This is a genomic window from Pseudomonas sp. BF-R-30 (genome assembly GCF_019956175.1).
GTDB classification, from domain to species: Bacteria; Pseudomonadota; Gammaproteobacteria; order Pseudomonadales; family Pseudomonadaceae; genus Aquipseudomonas; species Aquipseudomonas jessenii.
The window spans coordinates 1-18,726 of sequence record NZ_JAHBDE010000076.1 but is presented as its reverse complement, the minus strand read 5'-3'; the positions used below and the strand labels follow the sequence as shown (position 1 = coordinate 18,726).

The window sequence follows — 18,726 nt, the reverse complement described above, 5'->3', positions numbered from 1 at the left end:
GGTTTCTTTGTAGTTAATAACATATTGATATTAAAGGAAATTAGTTCTAATCAAAGCTGGCATGCGCTCTGCAATCTTCTGGTTAACCAAGGCATTCAAAAACAAGCGCCCGCTATCGAATACCGCCCCCAGTGGCAGGAGATCCAGGATGAACCGTCAACGTGTCGCCAACCTGCACCTCTCGCCTGTGTATATCCAGCAAGGACTGTTTGCGGTTCTGGCGCTGTTGATCACCCTGATCGGCGGCCAGCAGTTTCTGCGCTGGGAGCAGAGCCGGCAGCCGGAAGTGCCATTCCTGTCGATTCCGCATCCGGTCCAAACCCATTTCAGCGCTGTCAGCAGCAGTCAGGCCGATAGCCCACCGATGCGCATGATGGATGTCGACCAGGCCGGGCCTGTGGGTGAGATACGTCATCAAGAGCGTTGGGTGTTCTAGGCAAAACTTCCGACGCACCCCATGCGCCGGGAAAACGCAGCACCTCTAAACACAAGCGTAAGGAGAATCACCATGTTGAGCTGGGCAATCACATTCCTGATCATTGCCATCATCGCCGCGGTACTGGGCTTCGGTGGTATCGCGGGCACCGCCACGGGTATCGCCAAGATTCTGTTTGTCGTGTTCCTGGTGATGTTCATTGCCTCCTTCTTCTTTGGCCGTCGCGGTCGAGGCTGATATGAGAGCGTTGTTCAAGACACTGGCAGCCGCCCTGCTGTTGGGCGGTAGTGCCATGGCATGCGGGCTGGCGTTTTCCCGACATGCCTGAGGCCCATTCAGGGCCTGCTGATAGAACAGAATTTGTACACGAAGGAGGCCAGCGCCTCTTTCTACCTGCGCCACCTGAGGAAGGCCGGCGCATGACCAAGGGGTCGGGACGTTCTGCCTGTTTCAGGGGCGGAGTGACCTACGGGTACAGGGAGTACCTGCGCAAGGGCCGGGTCAGGAAAAGCTGCTGCGCAAGTTCGTCGGACCGCCAAGGCTCGACGGACTTGCCAAGGGCTTGATCAAGCAACACATTGAAATAGAGCGCTCGTCTCGATTTCATCAGTGTTATCCCGTCCTTGTCCGTGTTACGTCGGAAAATACTTTTCCCGGTGTTTCATCTGCGACCGTATATCGAGAAAAATCACCTTTCTTTGGCCGCGATTTTTCCCTTCGTCCTGCGCGATTTTGCTGAAAAATCAACGCTCGGCCACTGCTCGAAAAATACTCAATCTGCTCTGTGATGGCCGGTTCACGGCACTTATGCCTGCCGAAATGTCGTATTCGAACCGGTTGGGACGCGCGTTTCGGTAAAAAAACCTCATGCCGATTCGGCATAGGGTAGGCGTTTACGGCATTAGACGGCGCTTCCTTGCATCGGAATAGTTGCGCCTTTTTTCGCCTGCCAGAGAGCCGTAAACACGCGCTCCGGGGCACCTTATACGGGGGGCAGATGCACTGGACTTTTTCGCCACAAGCGTTCCAGTTCGCGCATCTCCCTGAGTCAAACAACAAGTAAGGGTAAAGATATGAAGAAGGCAAAGCTTAGCCTCGCCTGGCAGATCCTCATCGGTCTGGTATTGGGGATTGCAATCGGTGCGCTGCTCAACCATTTCAGTGCCGAAAAAGCCTGGTGGATCAGCAACGTCCTGCAACCGGCAGGCGATATCTTTATCCGTCTGATCAAGATGATCGTGATCCCGATCGTCATTTCCTCTTTGATCGTCGGCATTGCCGGCGTCGGTGACGCCAAGAAGCTGGGGCGCATCGGCTTCAAGACCATCATCTACTTCGAAATCGTCACCACCATCGCCATCGTGGTCGGTCTGCTGCTGGCCAACCTGTTCCATCCGGGTGCCGGCATCGACATGAGCACCCTGGGCACTGTGGACATTTCCAAGTACCAGGCCACGGCGGCCGAGGTTCAGCATGAACATGCGTTCATCGAAACCATCCTCAACCTGATCCCGTCGAACATCTTTGCGGCCATGGTTCGCGGCGAAATGCTGCCGATCATCTTCTTCTCTGTATTGTTCGGTCTCGGTTTGTCGAGCCTGCAGGCGGACCTTCGCGAGCCGCTGGTGAAGATGTTCCAGGGCGTATCGGAAAGCATGTTCAAGGTCACTCACATGATCATGAACTACGCCCCGATCGGCGTGTTCGCACTGATTGCGGTGACCGTTGCCAACTTCGGCTTCGCGTCGCTGATACCGCTGGCCAAACTGGTGATCCTGGTTTACGTCGCCATCGCCTTCTTCGCTTTCGTGATCCTGGGCCTGATCGCTCGCCTGTTCGGCTTCTCGGTGATCAAGCTGATGCGCATCTTCAAGGATGAGCTGGTACTGGCCTACTCCACCGCGAGCTCCGAAACCGTGCTGCCGCGCGTGATTGAGAAGATGGAAGCCTACGGCGCGCCGAAAGCCATTTGCAGTTTCGTGGTGCCGACCGGTTACTCGTTCAACCTCGACGGTTCGACCCTGTACCAAAGCATCGCGGCGATCTTCATTGCCCAGCTGTATGGCATCGACCTGTCGATCAGCCAGCAACTGCTGCTGGTACTGACGTTGATGGTCACCTCCAAAGGCATCGCCGGCGTACCGGGCGTGTCCTTCGTGGTACTTCTGGCCACCCTGGGCAGCGTCGGTATTCCACTGGAAGGCCTGGCGTTCATCGCTGGTGTCGACCGCGTCATGGACATGGCTCGTACCGCACTGAACGTGATCGGCAACGCCCTGGCCGTTCTGGTTATCGCTCGTTGGGAAGGCATGTACGACGACGCCAAGGGCCAGCGCTACTGGAACTCCCTGCCGCACTGGCGCAGCAAGGAAAAACTGCCGGCGGGTGAAACCTCCAGCAATTGATGCAAAACCTGTGGGAGCGAGCTTGCTCGCGATGGTGGCAGGAGCACCGGGCTTATCCAGAATGCCCGCATCATCATTGACGTCCATCGCGAGCAAGCTCGCTCCTACAACAAACCCCGGAGAAATCCGGGGTTTGTCGTTTCTGGCTACCCCGCTATCATTCGCGGATCTTTTGGGGGGATTTGACTGATGCTCAATGGCCTGTGGCTTGGCTTCTTCATCGTGGCAGCTGTATCGGCGCTGGCCCAGTGGCTGATCGGGGGCAACGCCGGGATATTCGCGGCGATGGTGGAAAGCATTTTTGCCATGGCCAAGCTGTCGGTCGAAGTCATGGTGCTGCTGTTCGGCACCCTGACCCTCTGGCTGGGTTTTCTGCGCATTGCCGAGAAAGCCGGGATCGTCGAATGGCTGGCAAGGGCCCTGGGGCCACTGTTTTTGCGCCTGATGCCTGAAGTCCCGCCGGGTCATCCAGCCATCGGCCTGATCACCCTTAACTTCGCGGCCAACGGCCTGGGCCTGGACAACGCCGCCACACCGATCGGCCTCAAGGCCATGAAGGCACTGCAGGAGCTCAATCCCAGCGCTACCGTCGCCAGCAATGCACAGATCCTGTTCCTGGTGCTCAACGCCTCCTCGCTGACCCTGCTGCCGGTGACCATCTTCATGTATCGCGCCCAGCAAGGTGCGCCGGACCCGACGCTGGTGTTCCTGCCGATCCTGCTGGCGACCAGTTGCTCGACCATTGTCGGATTCCTGTCGGTGGCGTTCATGCAGCGCCTGCGCGTCTGGGACCCCGTGGTGCTGGCCTACCTGATCCCCGGCGCCCTCGCCCTCGGTGGCTTCATGGCGTTGCTGGCGACCCTTTCGGCGACCGCTCTGGCCGGCCTGTCATCGATCCTCGGCAACTTGACGCTGTTTGGCCTGATCATGCTGTTTTTAGTGATCGGCGCGCTGCGCCAAGTGAAGGTCTACGAGGCCTTCGTTGAAGGTGCCAAAGAGGGTTTCGATGTCGCCAAGAACTTGCTGCCCTACCTGGTGGCGATGCTCTGCGCGGTGGGTGTCCTGCGGGCATCCGGGGCACTGGACTTCGGTCTGGACGGGATCCGTCATCTGGTGGAATGGGCCGGTTGGGACACGCGTTTCGTCGATGCGCTGCCGACGGCGATGGTCAAACCCTTCTCGGGAAGCGCCGCCCGGGCGATGCTGATTGAAACCATGAAGACCTCGGGCGTGGACAGCTTCCCGGCGCTGGTGGCAGCAACAATCCAGGGCAGTACCGAAACGACGTTCTATGTGCTGGCGGTGTACTTCGGTGCCGTGGGCATCCAGCGCGCACGCCATGCGGTTGGCTGCGCATTGCTGGCAGAGCTTGCCGGGGTGCTGGGTGCTATCGGGGTTTGCTACTGGTTCTTTGGTTGATCGGCCCCGCCAGCCAACACTTTCAGCGCGGCCTTGCGCTCGCCCGTCGGCAAGGCGCCGAGCTTTTCCACGGCGGTGTAAAATCTGAGCCAGTCGCCACCCTCCTGATGGAACAGCGCGGCAAAAGCCGGCACCCATTGGTCGTACAAACCAAACGGCAATAACCGGGCGTTGTTCATGGGGGCATGAATCCACGCGTCGTAGCGTTTGTCTGCGGCCCACTGACTGTCACGCAACTGCCGGTATTCGCTGCGCAAGCGCTCGAACTCGGCCGCCTTGCGCTGGCGCATCTGTTCGGTTGGCAACGGCAAGGTGTAGAGCTTTTCCAGTCGGGTGCGGGTCTTGAGTACCAGCTCAGTGAACTGGTCGCGCTGACGTGCCTGCGCATTGTTATCCGGTGGCATGTGGCGGTAGGCGCGCCATTGGCGAGTACCTTCCTGCTCGACGAAGGTGGCGAAGGATTCGTTGAACTCCGTGTCGTCCTTCACATAGAAACGCTGATGGGCGAGCTCGTGAAAGATCAGCGTGGCCAGTCGCTCATCCCCCCAGCCCATCATCGAACTGATGATCGGGTCGTTGAACCAGCCAAGTGTCGAATAGGCCTCGACGCCGCCAATCGACACGTCCATGCCTTGCAAGCGTTGCAAGGCCGCTTCGCCGCGGGCTGCGCTCTGGCTGTAGTAACCGCGATAAGCAACACAACCGGCGATGGGGAAGCAGTGGTTTACGGGCTTGAGGGAAAATTCCGGTGTGGCGAAGACATTCCAGACGACGAAGGGGCGCCCAATGTCCGCGTACAGGCGGTAGCTCTGGTTGTCCGGCAGGTGCAATTGCTGGCTGGCGAAGGTTCGGGCCTTTTGCGATTGCTCCAGGTGTGTACGCAGTTTTTGATCGCGCGCCGGGTCGGCAATCACGCTGGAAACAGGCTCCCTCGCCCGCAGCAACTGCAGTTGGCCGCTGGCCAGTTGGCTGTAATAGCTGGTGCTGGTGCAGCCGTTGAGCAACAAAAACAGCAGGCTCGGAAACAAAACGCGAAAAACGCGATCAAGTAACCCAAGGCTAGGAAGCGGCCTGATCACAATAATTCTTCCTTGGAGAGTCTTTCCACAAGACTATCCCGCCAGACTGGAGCTCCGCTATGCGCATGTTGATACTGTCAGGAGGCCTGCTGATGCTGGCCGGCTGTGCTGGTTTCGGAATACCCCGCCATGATCCTGCGCAAGCCTGGATCGACCTTGATTCGAAGCAGGAAGATACGGCGCTGCAGGCGCTGGAGGTCGATGACAAAATCACTGACGATAAACGCTATTTCCAGGTTCATCCCGGTAGCCATGAGTTGACGGTCCGCTACCAATTCGCAGTCCAGCCCACCAATATCGGCCCGGACGCCGAGCCGTTGTGGCGCGATTGTCAGTTGAGCGTGAAATTCAGCGACTTCAACGCGGGTGAGCGTTATCAACTACAGGCGGGGAACATCGGTTTTCGGCCTTGGGCGAAACTCTACGATCAACAGCGCAAAGTGATTGGCCAAGGCACACCGGCAGGCTGTCAACACACCTGATCGGCGTTATGCTGGATGCATATCCCTTGGGACATCCATCATGCGCAGGTTGATGCTGTTACTCGCCGTCGGTGTTGTCGCGGGCTGCCAAAGCCCGATGCCGACACCCAATCCACAGATGGCCTGGGTCGAATTCTCGACGCCCTTCCCTAACGACAAGTTGTTGATGGCCGAACGACTGGATAAACAACGCCTGCGCGACGGGCGTTTTTTCGAGGTCACGCCGGGAAGCCATGAACTGATCGTGCGTTTCGACTTTGAAGTACCCGGTGGCGGATTGGGGATGATGGGAGGCCCCTCGGAACGGCTGTGCTACCTGACCATCAATTACGATCATTTCGAAGCCGGTCAGCGTTATGTGCTCGAAGGCCGCTCCATCGCCTTTACCCCCGGTGCCCGGCTGTACAATGCCAAGCGCGAAATCGTTGCTGAAGACCGGGAATCCTACTGCCTGATGTGAGCGGTCAGCGGTCGTTTTTCTGGTAGATGATTTTCTTGGTGCCGTTTTCGCACGAGCCCACAACCATGTTCTGGTCATGGACCTCGTCGTTGGTGACGATTTCAAGCGTGTAGGAGGATACGCCGCTGGCCTGGATCTTGGCTTCGATCTCGGCCTTGAGCTCTTCGCAGGGTTTCGGTGCCGCCAAGGCCGAAGTGGCCAGTGCGCAACAGATAACCGCCAAGGCAAAACGTTTCATGGTTGAAGCTCCTTTGAGGCAGCACGCACAATCGTGGTTTTCGCTGCTGTCATTTATTCGACCACAGTTTTAGCGGGCGAGTCTGTCGCGACGCAAAAAAGATCGCAGCCTTGAGCACCTTTTGCCAAATGATCCCGGCAGGTTGCGCAAGGCTGCGATCTTTTCGTTTCAAATAAAATCTAGCCGATCAATGTTGCCTCCAGGCTGATCTTCGCATTCAGCACTTTGGATACCGGGCAGCCCTCTTTGGCCTTGTTGCTGAGTTCTTCGAACTGCGCCTGCGTTGCCCCGGGGATTTTCGCTTTCAGAATCAATTTCACTGCGGTGATCGAAAAACCGCCGTCCACTTGATCCAGAGTGACTTCTGCCTGGGTGTCGATGCTATCGGCCTTCAGGCCGGCATCACCGAGAATCATGGAAAACGCCATGGAGAAACAGCCGGCGTGGGCCGCGCCGATCAACTCTTCCGGGTTGGTGCCCCGGCCGCCCTCGAAGCGCGCCTTGAAGCCATAGGGAGCTTCCCGGAGCACGCCGGTTTCTGTGGAAATCGAGCCGATGCCGGTTTTCAGATCACCTTCCCAATGGGCCGATGCTTTCTTAACGATAGCCATGCCTGTCACCTCAAGATTGGCGCGAAACGTCGCGCCTTCGTGGTTTTCACTTGCCAGGGTTGTGAGGATAGACAGTGGCGCAAAGTTCATCACGTCCGATCAGTCTGCTTTTTTCGCGGGATTTTTTACCGGGCTATTGAAACTCGGGTATATGCCCACATTGCATGAATACGCTTTTGGATTCGGCAGGTTTGCGTTCGCAAGAACAAACCTGCGCCCTCAATTGGAGAAGCAGGTTTATGAAACGACTGTCCGATATCAAGTTCTCGACCCTCGATCTGGTGCCCGTTCGCGAGAACGGCAGCGCGGCCCAATCGCTGCGCAACTCGCTGGACCTGGCGCAGCATGTCGAGAAGTTCGGTTACAACCGCTTCTGGGTGGCTGAGCACCACAACATGGATGGCATCGCCAGTTCCGCGACTTCGGTGCTACTTGGGTACCTGGCCGGTGGCACGTCGACCATTCGAGTCGGTTCGGGCGGGGTAATGTTGCCCAACCACGCACCGTTGGTGATCGCCGAACAGTTCGGCACCCTGGAAAGCCTTTATCCGGGCCGGATCGATCTGGGCCTGGGGCGTGCCCCCGGTTCCGACCAGATGACCGCACGTGCGCTGCGCCGCGAACGCTCCGGAAGCGCCGACGATTTCCCGGAAGACGTGGCGGAACTGGTGCGCTACCTTGGGCCACGTACCCCGGACCAACGCATCATCGCCATGCCGGGGACCGGGACCAATGTGCCGGTCTGGTTGTTGGGATCGAGCCTGTTCAGTGCGCAACTGGCCGGTGAGCGCGGTTTGCCCTACGCCTTCGCATCGCATTTCGCACCGCGCTACATGCATGAAGCGATTCGGGTCTACCGCAATCACTTCAAGCCGTCAGCCGTTTTGGACAAGCCCTACGTGATGCTCGGCGTGCCATTGGTGGCCGCCGATACCGACGAGCAGGCCGATTTCCTGGCGACCTCGGTGTTCCAGCGGATTCTCGCCCTGATGCGTGGCCAAAGCCTGGTACAGCGTCCGCCAGTGAAGACCATGGACGGCCTGTGGCTGCCCCATGAGAGAGATGCCGTGCACGATTTCCTTGGCCTGGCGATGATCGGCAGCCCGCAGAAAATCCGCGCCAAACTCGAGGTCCTGATCGAACAGACCCAGGCTGACGAGCTGATTTTCACCTGTGACCTGTACGAACATGCCGATCGCGTGCATTCCTACGAACTGCTGGCGCAGGTCATGCGGGGTTGATGCTCAAACGGCAGGCGTAAAAAAGCCGACACCGTGGTGTCGGCTTTTTTTCAGGCGGAATTCTGCCTACTTTTTATAGACGATCACTTTGGCACCCGCTTCGCATTTGCCAACAACTTTCCCGCCGGCAGCGGCACCTTTGTCGACAATCTCCAGCGAGTAACCGGAAACGCCCTTGGCATCAAGTTTCGCTGCGATTTCGGCTTTCAGCTCTTCGCATGGCTTGCCGCCCGCCAACGCGCTCCCCGCAAGGCTCAACAAACCTACTGCCAACATAAACTTCTTCATCGGTTGCATTCCCTGGTCGGATCATAGGGGGTAACCAGCCGTCAGCCGGACGCACTCATGTAGTGCTTTGCCATTCCCTATGGCATTCGACCGGCGTGCAAGTTCAGAAGACTAGCCCAAAGTCAGCTGCTGGCAATCCGGAACCCGACTTTCAAGGTCACTTGAAAGTGCGCAGCCTTGCCGTCCCTTATGTGCCCACGGGTCTCGGTCACTTCAAACCATTCCATGTATTTGATGCTTTTGCTGGCTTCGGCCAGCGCGTTGTTGATCGCATCTTCGATACTGCTGGTGGACGAGCCGATCAGCTCGATTTTCTTGTAGGTGTGATGGTCAGACATGGCGTTCTCCTCGGCGTGTGAATTACAGACTAGCAGTGATTTTTCCTATTTCTTCTGTTGGTCGTTCTGAGGGTGAGGTTCAGATTTTCTGCACTTTCTCGAACCCATGAAGTCCCAACCAACACACGCCACTCATCACCAATGCAGGAGAGCCACCATGGCCAACACCTCGTTACGCAAAGCCTCATTGCAAAGCATGGAAGCCGAGATCGAGAGTCTGCTCAAGTCTTTGGAAAGCCTGAAGGACGACGCCTCGGACGAGTCGCGTAAAACCCTCAAGACCCTGAAAAGCAACGCCGAGAATGCCTTGAAGCACTCGCGCCATTTGCTTGGCGATGCCTATGAAGAGGTCAAGGTCAAAACCCGTGAAACCGGGATTGCCACCCGGGACTACGCCCAGGAACATCCTTGGACAACAGCTGGTGTCGCCGTGGGTGCATTAGGCTTGCTGGCCGCTTATCTGTTGTGCAAGCGTGATTAATCCGCGCGACGCAGCTCGTTCTTGAGCCACTGCGCCAGTTGCCGGGCGCGTCCGTCCGCGGCGCGCTTGGGTAGCCACAACGCCAGTTGCGCCGGGGTTTCACTGAAGCCCCAAGGCGCAACCAGGCGGCCGGCCTTCAAGTCCTCCGTCACCAAGGGTTCGGGGGCAATCGCCACGCCCAGACCTGCGACGGCGGCTTCCAGCAAGTAATACAAATGTTCAAATCCCTGACCGTACTTCAGCGCCCTGGCGTCGAGCCCGCGTGGTTGCGCCCAGTTCGGCCAGGCTTGCGGGCGTGAGGTGGTGTGCAGCAAGGGTTCGTTCAGCAGGGCAGTTTCCGGCGCCTGCTTGAGCCGTTCATAGCCGGCGAACCGCGGGCTCATGACCGGGCCGATACGTTCGCTGGCCAGCTCAAAAACCTGCATGTCCGCCGGCCAGGGTGGCTCGGCAAATACGAGCAAGGCATCCAGCCCCGGTCTTCGCGGATCCAGATCGCCTTCTCCGGCCGACAGGTGCAAGCGCAAGTCCGGCAGGTCGGCATTGAGTCTCCCCAGTCTTGGAATAAACCAGCGCGCCAGCAGACTTCCAGAGCAACCGAGCACGAATGGCGCATCGGCGGAGCTTTGTGTGAGTTCGGCGCATACGCCGCGCAGGCGCTCGAAGGCTTCGCTGCTGGCGTCACGCAGGCGTAACCCGGCATCTGTGAGTTTCAGGCCGCGACCGTCCTTGATGAACAGGCTTACGCCGAGGTGTTCTTCAAGTAACTTGAGTTGCCGACTGACTGCGCCGTGGGTGACGTGCAGCTGTTCGGCCGCCTGACTGACGCTGTTCAAGCGGGCAGTGGCTTCGAAGGCGCGAAGCGCGTTCAGGGGAGGAAGGTCATGGCTCATTTGATCTGTGAGTTTTCCTGACAGGTTGTGGCGATCTTATCGGTTTTCAGGCCGAGGCGTCAGGGGTAGAGTGAAGCCCACTATCTCTTTATGCATCACTTCATGCATTCAACTGGAGCGCCCCATGACCCAGACTAATCTGCGCAACGGCCCTGATGCCAACGGCCTGTTTGGCGCGTTCGGCGGCCGCTACGTTGCCGAAACCCTGATGCCGTTGATCCTCGACCTGGCCCGCGAATATGAGTTGGCCAAGGAAGATCCTGCATTCAAGGAAGAACTGGCCTACTTCCAGCGCGACTACGTCGGACGTCCAAGCCCGCTGTACTTCGCCGAGCGTCTGACCGAGTTCTGCGGCGGCGCGAAGATCTACCTCAAGCGTGAAGAGCTGAACCACACCGGCGCGCACAAGATCAACAACTGCATCGGCCAGATCCTGTTGGCGCGACGCATGGGCAAGAAGCGCATCATCGCCGAGACCGGCGCCGGCATGCACGGTGTGGCCACGGCCACTGTTGCTGCGCGTTTCGGTCTGGATTGCGTGATCTACATGGGCACCACTGACATCGAGCGTCAGCAGGCCAACGTGTTCCGCATGAAGCTGCTGGGTGCCGAAGTGATCCCGGTGGTAGCCGGTACCGGCACGCTGAAAGACGCGATGAACGAAGCCCTGCGTGACTGGGTGACCAACGTCGACAGCACCTTCTACCTGATCGGTACCGTGGCTGGTCCGCACCCTTACCCGGCGATGGTTCGCGACTTCCAGGCCGTAATCGGCAAGGAAACCCGCGAGCAGCTGCAAGCCCAGGAAGGTCGCCTGCCGGACAGCCTGGTGGCGTGTATCGGCGGTGGTTCCAACGCCATGGGCCTGTTCCACCCGTTCCTCGACGACAAGAGTGTCGAAATCATCGGCGTTGAAGCCGCCGGCTATGGCATCGAGACCGGCAAGCATGCGGCCAGCCTCAATGGCGGCGTTCCAGGCGTCCTGCACGGCAATCGTACTTTCCTGCTGCAGGACGACGATGGCCAGATCATCGATGCCCACTCGATCTCCGCCGGCCTGGACTACCCGGGCATCGGCCCGGAACACGCCTGGTTGCATGACATCGGCCGAGTTCAGTACACCTCGGTGACCGACGACGAAGCCCTCGCTGCGTTCCACCAGTGCTGCCGCCTGGAAGGGATCATCCCTGCCCTGGAAAGCGCCCATGCCCTGGCTGAAGTATTCAAGCGCGCCCCGACCCTGCCAAAGGATCACCTGATGGTGGTCAACCTGTCCGGCCGTGGCGATAAAGACATGCAGACCGTGATGCACCACATGGAACAATCTAAGCAGGAGAAACACTGATGAGCCGCCTGCAAACGCGTTTTGCCGAACTCAAGGAACAGAACCGTGCCGCTCTGGTGACCTTCGTGACAGCCGGCGACCCGGGCTATGACACGTCCCTGGCTATCCTCAAGGGCTTGCCGGCGGCTGGCGCCGATGTGATCGAACTGGGCATGCCCTTCACCGATCCGATGGCTGACGGCCCGGCAATCCAGCTCGCCAACATCCGTGCGTTGGGTGCCAAGCAGAATCTGGCGAAAACTCTGCAAATGGTTCGCGAGTTCCGCCAGGACAACAACGAAACACCGCTGGTGCTGATGGGGTACTTCAACCCGATCCACATGTACGGCGTACCGCGCTTCATCGCCGAAGCCAAGGAAGCCGGCGTTGACGGCCTGATCGTGGTCGACCTGCCGCCAGAGCATAACGGCGAACTGTGCGACCCGGCGCAGGCCGCGGGCCTGGACTTCATTCGCCTGACCACGCCAACCACCGACGATGTGCGCCTGCCGACCGTTCTCAACGGCAGCTCCGGCTTCGTCTACTACGTATCGGTGGCCGGTGTGACCGGTGCCGGCGCTGCCACGCTGGAACACGTCGAGGAAGCGGTCGCCCGTCTGCGTCGCCATACCGACCTGCCGATCAGCATCGGTTTCGGTATCCGGACTCCGGAACAGGCGGCGTCCATCGCGCGTCTGGCCGACGGTGTTGTGGTGGGCTCGGCGTTGATCGATCACATCGCCAATGCCACCTCCCCGGAACAAGCCGTGGATGGCGTGTTGAGCCTGTGCTCAGCGTTGGCCGAAGGCGTGCGTAAGGCCCGCGTCAGCTGAGTGTAAAGTGCCTGAGACAGTGGAATTAGAGCCGCGCGGCACAGGCTGAACAGCAAAAAGGGCTTCAGGACTGAGTTCTGAAGCCCTTTTTGCTATGTGTGGCTAAACGCTGTAATTCTTGTGGGAGCGAGCTCGTTCCCACAGGTTGCGGTATCAAGGCAACTCTATCCCGCCTGATGCCTTGTGCAGTTTGCGCAGGTGTTCACCAATCTGCTTCACGTTGGCCTCGTTGGCGGCCATTTCGGCGGCGCGGCCCGGTTCAAGCAATGCCCTCACTTCCTTGTCCAGATCCCCGGACAGCGCCAGGAGCTGCTTCTGGCGCTGGCTGCTTTCCGATTCCAGATGCTCCCACTCGCTCGGTTGCGGCAGGCCATAACCCTTGGTGCCCAGCAGTTCTGCCGGCCGGCTGAGAAAGCCACTGTTGGCCAGAATGTCCTTGAGCGTCTCGTTGGCCTTGTCCATGCCGCCATTCTTTAGTTCTCGGGCGCCCAGATAGCGCTGCTTCACTTCATCCTGGGCCAGCAGCAACTGCTGACGGAAGCTGGCCTGTTCCAATAGCAGCAATGCCGCGCTGGTGCGCAAATCGGCCTGCTCGAACCATTGCCGACGCTCTGCCGCTTTCAATTCGAGCCAGTCTTCGACGGTTTCCTGTTTGATCGGCAAGTGCTTTTTCAGGATCTCGAACATCGCCTGATAACGCTCGCGGAAGGAGTCGAAACGATAACCCAGGCGCAAGGCTTCTCGTGGGTCGTCCAGCACACTGGCGTCCGCCAGTCCGCGGCCCTTCAGCACTTCGAGCAAACCGTTGGGCATGATGTTGTCGAGTCCCACCAATTGCGGGTTATTGGTGCCGCCACGCAGTAACTTCAGCTCTTCTACCGCGCAGTTGTTCGACAGGAAGAAGTAGTTGCCGTCGTAGCTCCAGTGCATCTCGGCGGCACGTCCGACCACGTCTTCAATCTCTCTGCGCGACAGGTTCAGGGGCACGGAGGCCAGGCTGCGCAATTCGGTCTTGGTGTATTCGTCGATGACCTGGGATAGCGGCAGGATAAACAGTCGCGACGGGTATTTACCGACCAGGCCATCCCAGCTCGACAGCTGCACGTCGCCGACGAAGGCGCGGTAAGACAGCACCAGATGCTGGTCCAGATCCAATCGGCAATCCGGTCCGCGTGGTCGGCCAGGCGCGCAGATCACCAGGCGCAACATGCTGTGACCCCAGCGGCTGAACAGGTTCTGGTTGGCCTCGGCCAGCAGATAGTCAACGGCATAGACTCGCTCCGGATCGACCTGGCCCAAAGGTGTCTTGGCGAAGTCGCTGCCGGCATTGAGGAACGCGAAGGTCTTGCTGCAGGTGTCTTTGGCGGCAGGCGCCCAGCCGAAATGTTCCTGGTAGTAGCGATACAGCGAGGGACGGCGGCAGGCGTAGCTCGGGTCGAGGAGGAAATACTCCATGTTGACCGCGACGAACTCCTTTGGACTGCTGGTCTCGTAGATGTCCGGGCTGCGGGCAATCTGGCGATTGTGCTGTTCGCGTTCACCGCGACGGCCTACGTATTGCTGCCAGCCGGCGAGGTCGAGCAGACGCGGATCGTCACTGAGGGTAAAACGCCGATCGGACTGGCCCCGGCATTGGTCGGGAATGCCAACCAGCCCTGAGCTGTTGTTGCGCTGGGTGCAGCGCTGAATCAGCTTGCGTTCGGCATCCGGCCACAGGCGCGAGCGATCGTAGATGTGAGTCAGCTCGTGCACCACCGTGGCCAGCATTTCCCGGCGCACGGTGCCATGGGGGCGAAGGGTTTTCTTGGTCGCGGCGCTGCCATCGGTGAGGCTGGCCAGCAGGTTGCGGTTCAGATCGAGTTCGGACACCAGTGACGCCTGACCGTAGGCGTTGCCCGGCATGTCATCCGTCCAGTCGACGTCGATGCGTCGATCGAGTTGCTCGATAAAGCGTGGCGGCAGTGCCTGCATGGCTTCATCGAGCAACGCCTGGCTGGCTTGCTGTTGCGCGGGAGTCAGACCTTCGGTCTTGAGCTGTAATTGAAGGCCAGCGTGGGCCATGTTGCCGAGCAGCAACATGGCCCCGGCCAGCAGCCAGGCACCTTGACGCTTCACAGTGCGAGGATGGCTTCGGCGAGATCCTGGTCACTGGCGTCACGAGCTTCCGGCACACGGGTACGCAGTAAATCGAAGGCGGATTCCAGGTGAGCGCCACGAATGTCGCCATTGCTGGCAACGAAACTGGCGGCATCGTCCTGGGCTTCGCGCACGATTTTCGAATCGCGAATGGACGTGGTGGTGTCGGAGGTGAAATCGAGGGTGCGCTGGGTAGCACGGATCAGAATATTACTGGTGGCAACCAGAGTATGTGCCTGGGCCACATCGGCCAACAGCAGCAGACCTAAGGTGGCAGCAATCAGCGGGTTACGCATGGAATGACTCCAGAAAAAACAGGGATAACTATTGGACGAGAATTGCTTGTGCCAGTTCAAGGTCGTTGGCATGAAGTTTTGCCTGGGTTCGACGCAGATACCGCAAGGCCGACTCCAGTCGTGCGCCTCTCAGTTGGCCGTCACTGGCAATGAATGCCGCGGCGTCATCATGGGCAGCGAGCAGCAGTTTATGGTCGAAGGGGGCGGAGGTCACCAAACTTGTGGCGTAAACGCTGGCGACGATGCCTTGGGTGGACAGGTTGAAGGCGTCATAAGCGTGGGCAGATCCGCAGTAACCAAGGGTAAGAAAGGCTGGAGCGATCAAGAAACTTGAAGGAAAACGCATGAGACTCGACAGTTGAGAGTGAGTCCCAAGGCTAGCGCAAGGCCCGTTCTAGAGCCAGCGCCGAAACATTGGGGCACGTCGGGCGTGCCCCATGCCTTGTGCAGTCGTTTAGATCGTCAGGATCGCCTGCGCCAGTTGTGCGTCGGTTGCGTTCAGCTGTGGCGCCTGGCGGTGAATGTGGTCGATGGCGCTTTCCAGTTTCACTCCGCGAATGGAACCTTCGCTGGCGACGAAGCTGGCAGCGTCATCACGGGCCGCGAGGACGATCTTGTCATCCTTGAAGGACGACGATATGACGTCGGAGGTCGCATCGGATGTGGCTTTGAGCGCGTTAACTACAGCGTCGGTGGTCACGATGAAGCTGGTTGCGCTGGCATTGGCTGCCACGGCAAACAGGGCTGCAGCGCTGAGCAGGCGGAGACGGGACATGGGTAACTCCTTTGGGTAAACCAGTTGAAAAATGGCGCAGTGTCTGCAAAGTCAGACGCCAGGCGCTTGGCGCTCGCCACGTTCTGACTTGATATTAGGCCTGAGTGTGTCAGTTCGAACAGCCCGTCATGCAAACAGGCAGTCAGCGCCAGAACGGTTTATCCAATTCATTGATGCGCTCAGCGTGGCTGATGCCAAGATCCGATAGCTGACGATCATCGAGTTGAGCCAGTAAACGTCGTGTTCTCGCCCTTTCCAGGCTAGCGAAGAATCCAGTCAGCAGATCTCTGACCCAGTGCAAGAAAGGTCTTGATCGAATTGATGGGGTCGAAACATCCTGTAAAGAACTCATGGCGCGTTCCCTGTCCTGATAAGTGGAGGCTCCATGCTGACACCGGTCGAATATCCATTGCAGACACACTGCGACGATATTGTACTCATCCAGTTTGTAGTTTTTGCAAACTGTACTGGTGCTCAGGGTTCCCTACTGTAAAAGTGGATTTGACAGGCCAAAACGACAAAACCCGTCGTGGCTTCCCACGACGGGTTTTGTTTTTTCAATTCGGGTTGCTGGCGGTGGACCTTCAGGTCAGAGCCAGCGACGCTAACTTAGCGCCAGAACGGCTTGCTCAGCTCTTCGTAGCGTTGTGCTTCGCTAATCCCGGCATCAGCCAGCAGACGCGAATCCAGACGAGCCAGTTGATGGCGGCTGGTGATGCGGCGCTGCCACAGCATCAAGTTGGCGATAACGCGCAGAGGCAGGGAAGCCTGGGTTTTTGCAGCGGTGTCTTCGAAGAACAGTTCGGAACTGAGTGTACGTTCCATGGTTTTCATCCTTCCGCTTATGGCGGGATTAGGTAGTGGCTTAACTGGTGCCCATGATCCTCTCGTTTGCCTAGTCTCTGTAGATACAGTTCACCTGTATTGTGCGAGCTCAGTTAACTGTTTATAGGGGGTGTACTGGTCGAATTTGAGGCAACTGTACCTGTCTGCACTGTTAAGGTGCAAAATTGCTGTTTTGACTCGACGAGGTAGGAATTTTCCTTAGGAAATGACCGGTACAGTAGTACAGTTTTTTCCATAATGTGAAGCAACAAGAGCAAGCTGACGAAACTGTGTTTGCGTCAGCTGCTATCTGTACCAATTACTTATTCAGCATTTGCCCGGTTTCTTCCAGGTTGATGTGCCAGCTCAGGGCATCACGCAGGATGTGCGGGGTGTGCCCGCCGATGGCGCACGCGGTGGTGAAGTAATCATTCAGCGCCTGGCGGTAATCCGGGTGCACGCACTTGTCGATGATGACCCGGGCACGCTCCCGAGGCGCCAGGCCTCGCAAGTCTGCCAGGCCCACTTCGGTCACGAGGATGTCGACGTCATGTTCGGTGTGGTCAACATGGCTGACCATCGGCACCACGCTGGAGATCGCACCGCCCTTGGCGATCGACTTGGTCACGAACACGGACAGGTGTGCGTTGCGCGCGAAGTCGCCCGAGCCGCCGATGCCGTTCATCATCCGCGTGCCGCAGACGTGAGTGGAGTTGACGTTGCCATAGATGTCGAACTCCAGTGCCGTGTTGATGCCGATGATGCCAAGGCGGCGCACGACTTCAGGGTGGTTGGAGATCTCCTGCGGACGCAGAACCAGTTTGTCCTTGTAGCGCTCCAGATTGCCGAACACGTCGGCATTGCGCCGGCTCGACAGGGTGATCGAACTGCCCGAGGCAAAACTCAGCTTGCCCGCGTCGATCAGGTCGAAGGTCGAGTCCTGCAGCACCTCGGAATACATTGTCAGGTCTTCGAACGGCGAGTCGATCAGGCCACACATCACCGAGTTGGCGATGGTGCCGATACCGGCTTGTAGCGGGCCGAGCTTGTTGGTCATGCGCCCGGCTGCCACTTCCTGTTTGAAGAAGTCGATCAGGTGGTCGGCAATGGCTTGGGTCTCGACGTCCGGCGCCAGCACAGTGGAGGACGAGTCAGCCTGGTTGGTGACCACGATGGCGACGATTTTTTCCGGTGGAATCGGGATGGCGGTGCTGCCAATGCGATCGTCGACCTTGACCAGCGGAATCGGTGTACGGGTCGGACGGTAGGTCGGAATGTAGATGTCGTGCAGACCTTCGAGATTCGGGTTGTGCGCCATGTTGATTTCGACGATCACGTGCTTGGCGAAAATCGCGAAGCTGGCCGAGTTGCCGACCGAGGTGGTTGGCACGATATGCCCGTGCTCGGTGATCGCCACGGCTTCAATCACGGCAATGTCCGGCAGCTTCAATTGCTGGTTGCGCAATTGCTCCACGGTTTCCGACAAGTGCTGGTCGATGAACATGACTTCGCCGGCATTGATCGCCTTGCGCAGAGTGCTGTCGACCTGAAACGGCATGCGTCGCGACAGCACGCCAGCTTCGGTCAACTGCTTGTCGAGGTCGTTGCCCAGGCTTGCGCCGGTCATCAGGCTGATCTTGAGCGGCGCGACCTTGGCACGCTCGGCCAGCGCCTGGGGGACGGCCTTGGCTTCACCTGCGCGAGTAAAGCCACTCATGCCGACGGTCATGCCGTCCTCAATCAGAGCGGCAGCGTCGGCAGCGCTCATCACTTTGTCCAACAACGAAGGCAGGCGAATACGGTCACGGTACATGGATTGTTATCTCGGGCAACAGGTAGCAGGACGTGCAGTCTAGTGAATTGTGCCGGCTTCTGTCCCGCTACCAAGGTCGCAATCAAGGCGTCTATTCCGGGCCTTTCAAGCAAAACACCGTTACCGGATCGGTAACAAAAGGATAGTTTGTCCGACGATTTGCGCAAACAAAAACGCCCCGACGAGTCGGGGCGTTCCGTGTGCCGCAGAGGGTTACTCGACGGCTTTAACCATGTCTTCGATGACCTTTTTAGCGTCGCCGAACACCATCATGGTCTTGTCCAGGTAGAACAGTTCGTTGTCCAGGCCGGCGTAGCCGCTGGCCATCGAGCGCTTGTTGACGATGATGGTCTTGG

The 18,726-nt window shown here is 58.5% G+C and carries 24 protein-coding genes; 10 read left to right on the top strand and 14 right to left on the bottom strand.

Annotation, left to right across the window (positions count from 1 at the left end):
* The first annotated feature begins 148 nt into the window (after window positions 1–148).
* The 4 genes from KGB20_RS28065 to KGB20_RS28050 all read left to right on the top strand — a co-directional run bounded on the left by KGB20_RS28065 (window position 149) and on the right by KGB20_RS28050 (window position 4,260).
* Window positions 149–436: a hypothetical protein gene (locus KGB20_RS28065; RefSeq protein WP_102669537.1), complete on the top strand. Its 288-nt coding sequence runs from the start codon at window positions 149–151 to the stop codon at window positions 434–436.
* Window positions 437–508: 72 nt separating this feature from the next.
* Entirely contained in the window at window positions 509–673 is a 165-nt protein-coding gene (locus KGB20_RS28060; RefSeq protein WP_003177151.1) for a DUF1328 domain-containing protein, read from the top strand.
* 836 nt (window positions 674–1,509) lie between these two features.
* A complete protein-coding gene (gene gltP / locus KGB20_RS28055) occupies window positions 1,510–2,841 on the top strand; it encodes a glutamate/aspartate:proton symporter GltP (protein ID WP_057712586.1) in 1,332 nt (443 codons plus the stop codon).
* A 189-nt stretch (window positions 2,842–3,030) separates the two neighbouring features.
* Complete coding sequence (locus KGB20_RS28050) at window positions 3,031–4,260, top strand: nucleoside recognition domain-containing protein (protein ID WP_057712585.1); 1,230 nt, start codon at window positions 3,031–3,033, stop codon at window positions 4,258–4,260.
* On the opposite strand, the gene KGB20_RS28045 is transcribed toward KGB20_RS28050, so the two are convergent.
* Window positions 4,242–5,339: an aminopeptidase gene (locus KGB20_RS28045; RefSeq protein ID WP_150812636.1), complete on the bottom strand. Its 1,098-nt coding sequence runs from the start codon at window positions 5,337–5,339 to the stop codon at window positions 4,242–4,244. The genes KGB20_RS28050 and KGB20_RS28045 overlap by 19 nt on opposite strands.
* A 59-nt stretch (window positions 5,340–5,398) precedes the next feature.
* On the opposite strand from KGB20_RS28045, the gene KGB20_RS28040 reads away from it, so the two are divergent.
* Together KGB20_RS28040 and KGB20_RS28035 are read left to right on the top strand one after the other, a co-directional pair.
* Complete coding sequence (locus tag KGB20_RS28040) at window positions 5,399–5,821, top strand: hypothetical protein (RefSeq protein ID WP_090452343.1); 423 nt, start codon at window positions 5,399–5,401, stop codon at window positions 5,819–5,821.
* Between the two features lie 40 nt (window positions 5,822–5,861).
* Window positions 5,862–6,281: a hypothetical protein gene (locus KGB20_RS28035; protein ID WP_057712582.1), complete on the top strand. Its 420-nt coding sequence runs from the start codon at window positions 5,862–5,864 to the stop codon at window positions 6,279–6,281.
* A 4-nt stretch (window positions 6,282–6,285) separates the two neighbouring features.
* Here KGB20_RS28035 and KGB20_RS28030 read toward each other — a convergent pair whose 3' ends face one another.
* Together KGB20_RS28030 and KGB20_RS28025 are read right to left on the bottom strand one after the other, a co-directional pair.
* Window positions 6,286–6,519, bottom strand: a complete 234-nt coding sequence (locus KGB20_RS28030) for a DUF1161 domain-containing protein (RefSeq protein WP_057712581.1) — start codon at window positions 6,517–6,519, stop codon at window positions 6,286–6,288.
* Window positions 6,520–6,698: 179 nt separating this feature from the next.
* Entirely contained in the window at window positions 6,699–7,130 is a 432-nt protein-coding gene (locus KGB20_RS28025) for an OsmC family protein (protein ID WP_154909709.1), read from the bottom strand.
* A 239-nt stretch (window positions 7,131–7,369) separates the two neighbouring features.
* Between KGB20_RS28025 and KGB20_RS28020 the strand changes: the two genes are divergently transcribed.
* Complete coding sequence (locus KGB20_RS28020; protein ID WP_154909707.1) at window positions 7,370–8,371, top strand: LLM class flavin-dependent oxidoreductase; 1,002 nt, start codon at window positions 7,370–7,372, stop codon at window positions 8,369–8,371.
* Between the two features lie 66 nt (window positions 8,372–8,437).
* On the opposite strand, the gene KGB20_RS28015 is transcribed toward KGB20_RS28020, so the two are convergent.
* Window positions 8,438–8,659, bottom strand: coding sequence for a DUF1161 domain-containing protein (locus KGB20_RS28015; protein WP_008045869.1), 222 nt, complete (start codon window positions 8,657–8,659; stop codon window positions 8,438–8,440).
* A gap of 122 nt (window positions 8,660–8,781) precedes the next feature.
* Window positions 8,782–8,997, bottom strand: coding sequence for a dodecin (locus KGB20_RS28010; protein ID WP_057712579.1), 216 nt, complete (start codon window positions 8,995–8,997; stop codon window positions 8,782–8,784).
* A gap of 157 nt (window positions 8,998–9,154) precedes the next feature.
* Here KGB20_RS28010 and KGB20_RS28005 point away from each other — a divergent pair, with 157 nt between their 5' ends.
* Complete coding sequence (locus KGB20_RS28005) at window positions 9,155–9,478, top strand: YqjD family protein (protein ID WP_057712578.1); 324 nt, start codon at window positions 9,155–9,157, stop codon at window positions 9,476–9,478.
* Here KGB20_RS28005 and KGB20_RS28000 read toward each other — a convergent pair.
* Window positions 9,475–10,368, bottom strand: a complete 894-nt coding sequence (locus tag KGB20_RS28000; protein ID WP_154909705.1) for a LysR family transcriptional regulator — start codon at window positions 10,366–10,368, stop codon at window positions 9,475–9,477. The genes KGB20_RS28005 and KGB20_RS28000 overlap by 4 nt on opposite strands.
* Before the next feature lie 124 nt (window positions 10,369–10,492).
* Between KGB20_RS28000 and trpB the strand changes: the two genes are divergently transcribed.
* Together trpB and trpA are read left to right on the top strand one after the other, a co-directional pair.
* A complete protein-coding gene (gene trpB, locus KGB20_RS27995; protein ID WP_008002146.1) occupies window positions 10,493–11,713 on the top strand; it encodes a tryptophan synthase subunit beta in 1,221 nt (406 codons plus the stop codon).
* The gene (gene trpA / locus KGB20_RS27990) at window positions 11,713–12,525 is read left to right on the top strand and encodes a tryptophan synthase subunit alpha (protein ID WP_015092933.1); all 813 of its coding nucleotides are present in this window, start codon (window positions 11,713–11,715) and stop codon (window positions 12,523–12,525) included. The genes trpB and trpA overlap by 1 nt, the downstream gene beginning before the upstream one ends.
* 153 nt (window positions 12,526–12,678) lie before the next feature.
* On the opposite strand, the gene KGB20_RS27985 is transcribed toward trpA, so the two are convergent.
* The 8 genes from KGB20_RS27985 to KGB20_RS27950 all read right to left on the bottom strand — a co-directional run.
* On the bottom strand, window positions 12,679–14,604 hold the full coding sequence (locus KGB20_RS27985; RefSeq protein ID WP_263286688.1) for a DUF4105 domain-containing protein: 1,926 nt from the start codon (window positions 14,602–14,604) through the stop codon (window positions 12,679–12,681).
* 32 nt (window positions 14,605–14,636) lie between these two features.
* Entirely contained in the window at window positions 14,637–14,957 is a 321-nt protein-coding gene (locus KGB20_RS27980) for a DUF2388 domain-containing protein (protein WP_057712574.1), read from the bottom strand.
* Between the two features lie 28 nt (window positions 14,958–14,985).
* Window positions 14,986–15,303, bottom strand: a complete 318-nt coding sequence (locus KGB20_RS27975) for a DUF2388 domain-containing protein (RefSeq protein WP_154909701.1) — start codon at window positions 15,301–15,303, stop codon at window positions 14,986–14,988.
* A 108-nt stretch (window positions 15,304–15,411) separates the two neighbouring features.
* On the bottom strand, window positions 15,412–15,732 hold the full coding sequence (locus tag KGB20_RS27970; RefSeq protein ID WP_057712572.1) for a DUF2388 domain-containing protein: 321 nt from the start codon (window positions 15,730–15,732) through the stop codon (window positions 15,412–15,414).
* 142 nt (window positions 15,733–15,874) lie between these two features.
* Window positions 15,875–16,084, bottom strand: a complete 210-nt coding sequence (locus tag KGB20_RS27965) for a DUF1127 domain-containing protein (protein WP_150812630.1) — start codon at window positions 16,082–16,084, stop codon at window positions 15,875–15,877.
* Window positions 16,085–16,341: 257 nt separating this feature from the next.
* Entirely contained in the window at window positions 16,342–16,557 is a 216-nt protein-coding gene (locus KGB20_RS27960; protein ID WP_008018491.1) for a DUF1127 domain-containing protein, read from the bottom strand.
* A gap of 319 nt (window positions 16,558–16,876) precedes the next feature.
* On the bottom strand, window positions 16,877–18,370 hold the full coding sequence (locus KGB20_RS27955) for an acetyl-CoA hydrolase/transferase family protein (RefSeq protein ID WP_154860821.1): 1,494 nt from the start codon (window positions 18,368–18,370) through the stop codon (window positions 16,877–16,879).
* Between the two features lie 213 nt (window positions 18,371–18,583).
* Window positions 18,584–18,726, bottom strand: a 143-nt coding sequence (locus tag KGB20_RS27950; protein ID WP_151215141.1) for an NAD(P)(+) transhydrogenase (Re/Si-specific) subunit beta, incomplete at its 5' end; no start/stop codon positions are given.

What these genes read in the sequence shown, in the direction of transcription:
- KGB20_RS28065 (WP_102669537.1), top strand. Translation starts at nt 149, where the DNA reads ATGAACCGTCAACGTGTCGCCAACCTGCACCTCTCGCCTGTGTATATC.
- KGB20_RS28060 (WP_003177151.1), top strand. Translation starts at nt 509, where the DNA reads ATGTTGAGCTGGGCAATCACATTCCTGATCATTGCCATCATCGCCGCG.
- gltP (WP_057712586.1), top strand. Translation starts at nt 1,510, where the DNA reads ATGAAGAAGGCAAAGCTTAGCCTCGCCTGGCAGATCCTCATCGGTCTG.
- KGB20_RS28050 (WP_057712585.1), top strand. Translation starts at nt 3,031, where the DNA reads ATGCTCAATGGCCTGTGGCTTGGCTTCTTCATCGTGGCAGCTGTATCG.
- KGB20_RS28040 (WP_090452343.1), top strand. Translation starts at nt 5,399, where the DNA reads ATGCGCATGTTGATACTGTCAGGAGGCCTGCTGATGCTGGCCGGCTGT.
- KGB20_RS28035 (WP_057712582.1), top strand. Translation starts at nt 5,862, where the DNA reads ATGCGCAGGTTGATGCTGTTACTCGCCGTCGGTGTTGTCGCGGGCTGC.
- KGB20_RS28030 (WP_057712581.1), bottom strand. Translation starts at nt 6,519, where the DNA reads ATGAAACGTTTTGCCTTGGCGGTTATCTGTTGCGCACTGGCCACTTCG.
- KGB20_RS28025 (WP_154909709.1), bottom strand. Translation starts at nt 7,130, where the DNA reads ATGGCTATCGTTAAGAAAGCATCGGCCCATTGGGAAGGTGATCTGAAA.
- KGB20_RS28020 (WP_154909707.1), top strand. Translation starts at nt 7,370, where the DNA reads ATGAAACGACTGTCCGATATCAAGTTCTCGACCCTCGATCTGGTGCCC.
- KGB20_RS28015 (WP_008045869.1), bottom strand. Translation starts at nt 8,659, where the DNA reads ATGAAGAAGTTTATGTTGGCAGTAGGTTTGTTGAGCCTTGCGGGGAGC.
- KGB20_RS28010 (WP_057712579.1), bottom strand. Translation starts at nt 8,997, where the DNA reads ATGTCTGACCATCACACCTACAAGAAAATCGAGCTGATCGGCTCGTCC.
- KGB20_RS28005 (WP_057712578.1), top strand. Translation starts at nt 9,155, where the DNA reads ATGGCCAACACCTCGTTACGCAAAGCCTCATTGCAAAGCATGGAAGCC.
- KGB20_RS28000 (WP_154909705.1), bottom strand. Translation starts at nt 10,368, where the DNA reads ATGAGCCATGACCTTCCTCCCCTGAACGCGCTTCGCGCCTTCGAAGCC.
- trpB (WP_008002146.1), top strand. Translation starts at nt 10,493, where the DNA reads ATGACCCAGACTAATCTGCGCAACGGCCCTGATGCCAACGGCCTGTTT.
- trpA (WP_015092933.1), top strand. Translation starts at nt 11,713, where the DNA reads ATGAGCCGCCTGCAAACGCGTTTTGCCGAACTCAAGGAACAGAACCGT.
- KGB20_RS27985 (WP_263286688.1), bottom strand. Translation starts at nt 14,604, where the DNA reads ATGTTGCTGCTCGGCAACATGGCCCACGCTGGCCTTCAATTACAGCTC.
- KGB20_RS27980 (WP_057712574.1), bottom strand. Translation starts at nt 14,957, where the DNA reads ATGCGTAACCCGCTGATTGCTGCCACCTTAGGTCTGCTGCTGTTGGCC.
- KGB20_RS27975 (WP_154909701.1), bottom strand. Translation starts at nt 15,303, where the DNA reads ATGCGTTTTCCTTCAAGTTTCTTGATCGCTCCAGCCTTTCTTACCCTT.
- KGB20_RS27970 (WP_057712572.1), bottom strand. Translation starts at nt 15,732, where the DNA reads ATGTCCCGTCTCCGCCTGCTCAGCGCTGCAGCCCTGTTTGCCGTGGCA.
- KGB20_RS27965 (WP_150812630.1), bottom strand. Translation starts at nt 16,084, where the DNA reads ATGAGTTCTTTACAGGATGTTTCGACCCCATCAATTCGATCAAGACCT.
- KGB20_RS27960 (WP_008018491.1), bottom strand. Translation starts at nt 16,557, where the DNA reads ATGGAACGTACACTCAGTTCCGAACTGTTCTTCGAAGACACCGCTGCA.
- KGB20_RS27955 (WP_154860821.1), bottom strand. Translation starts at nt 18,370, where the DNA reads ATGTACCGTGACCGTATTCGCCTGCCTTCGTTGTTGGACAAAGTGATG.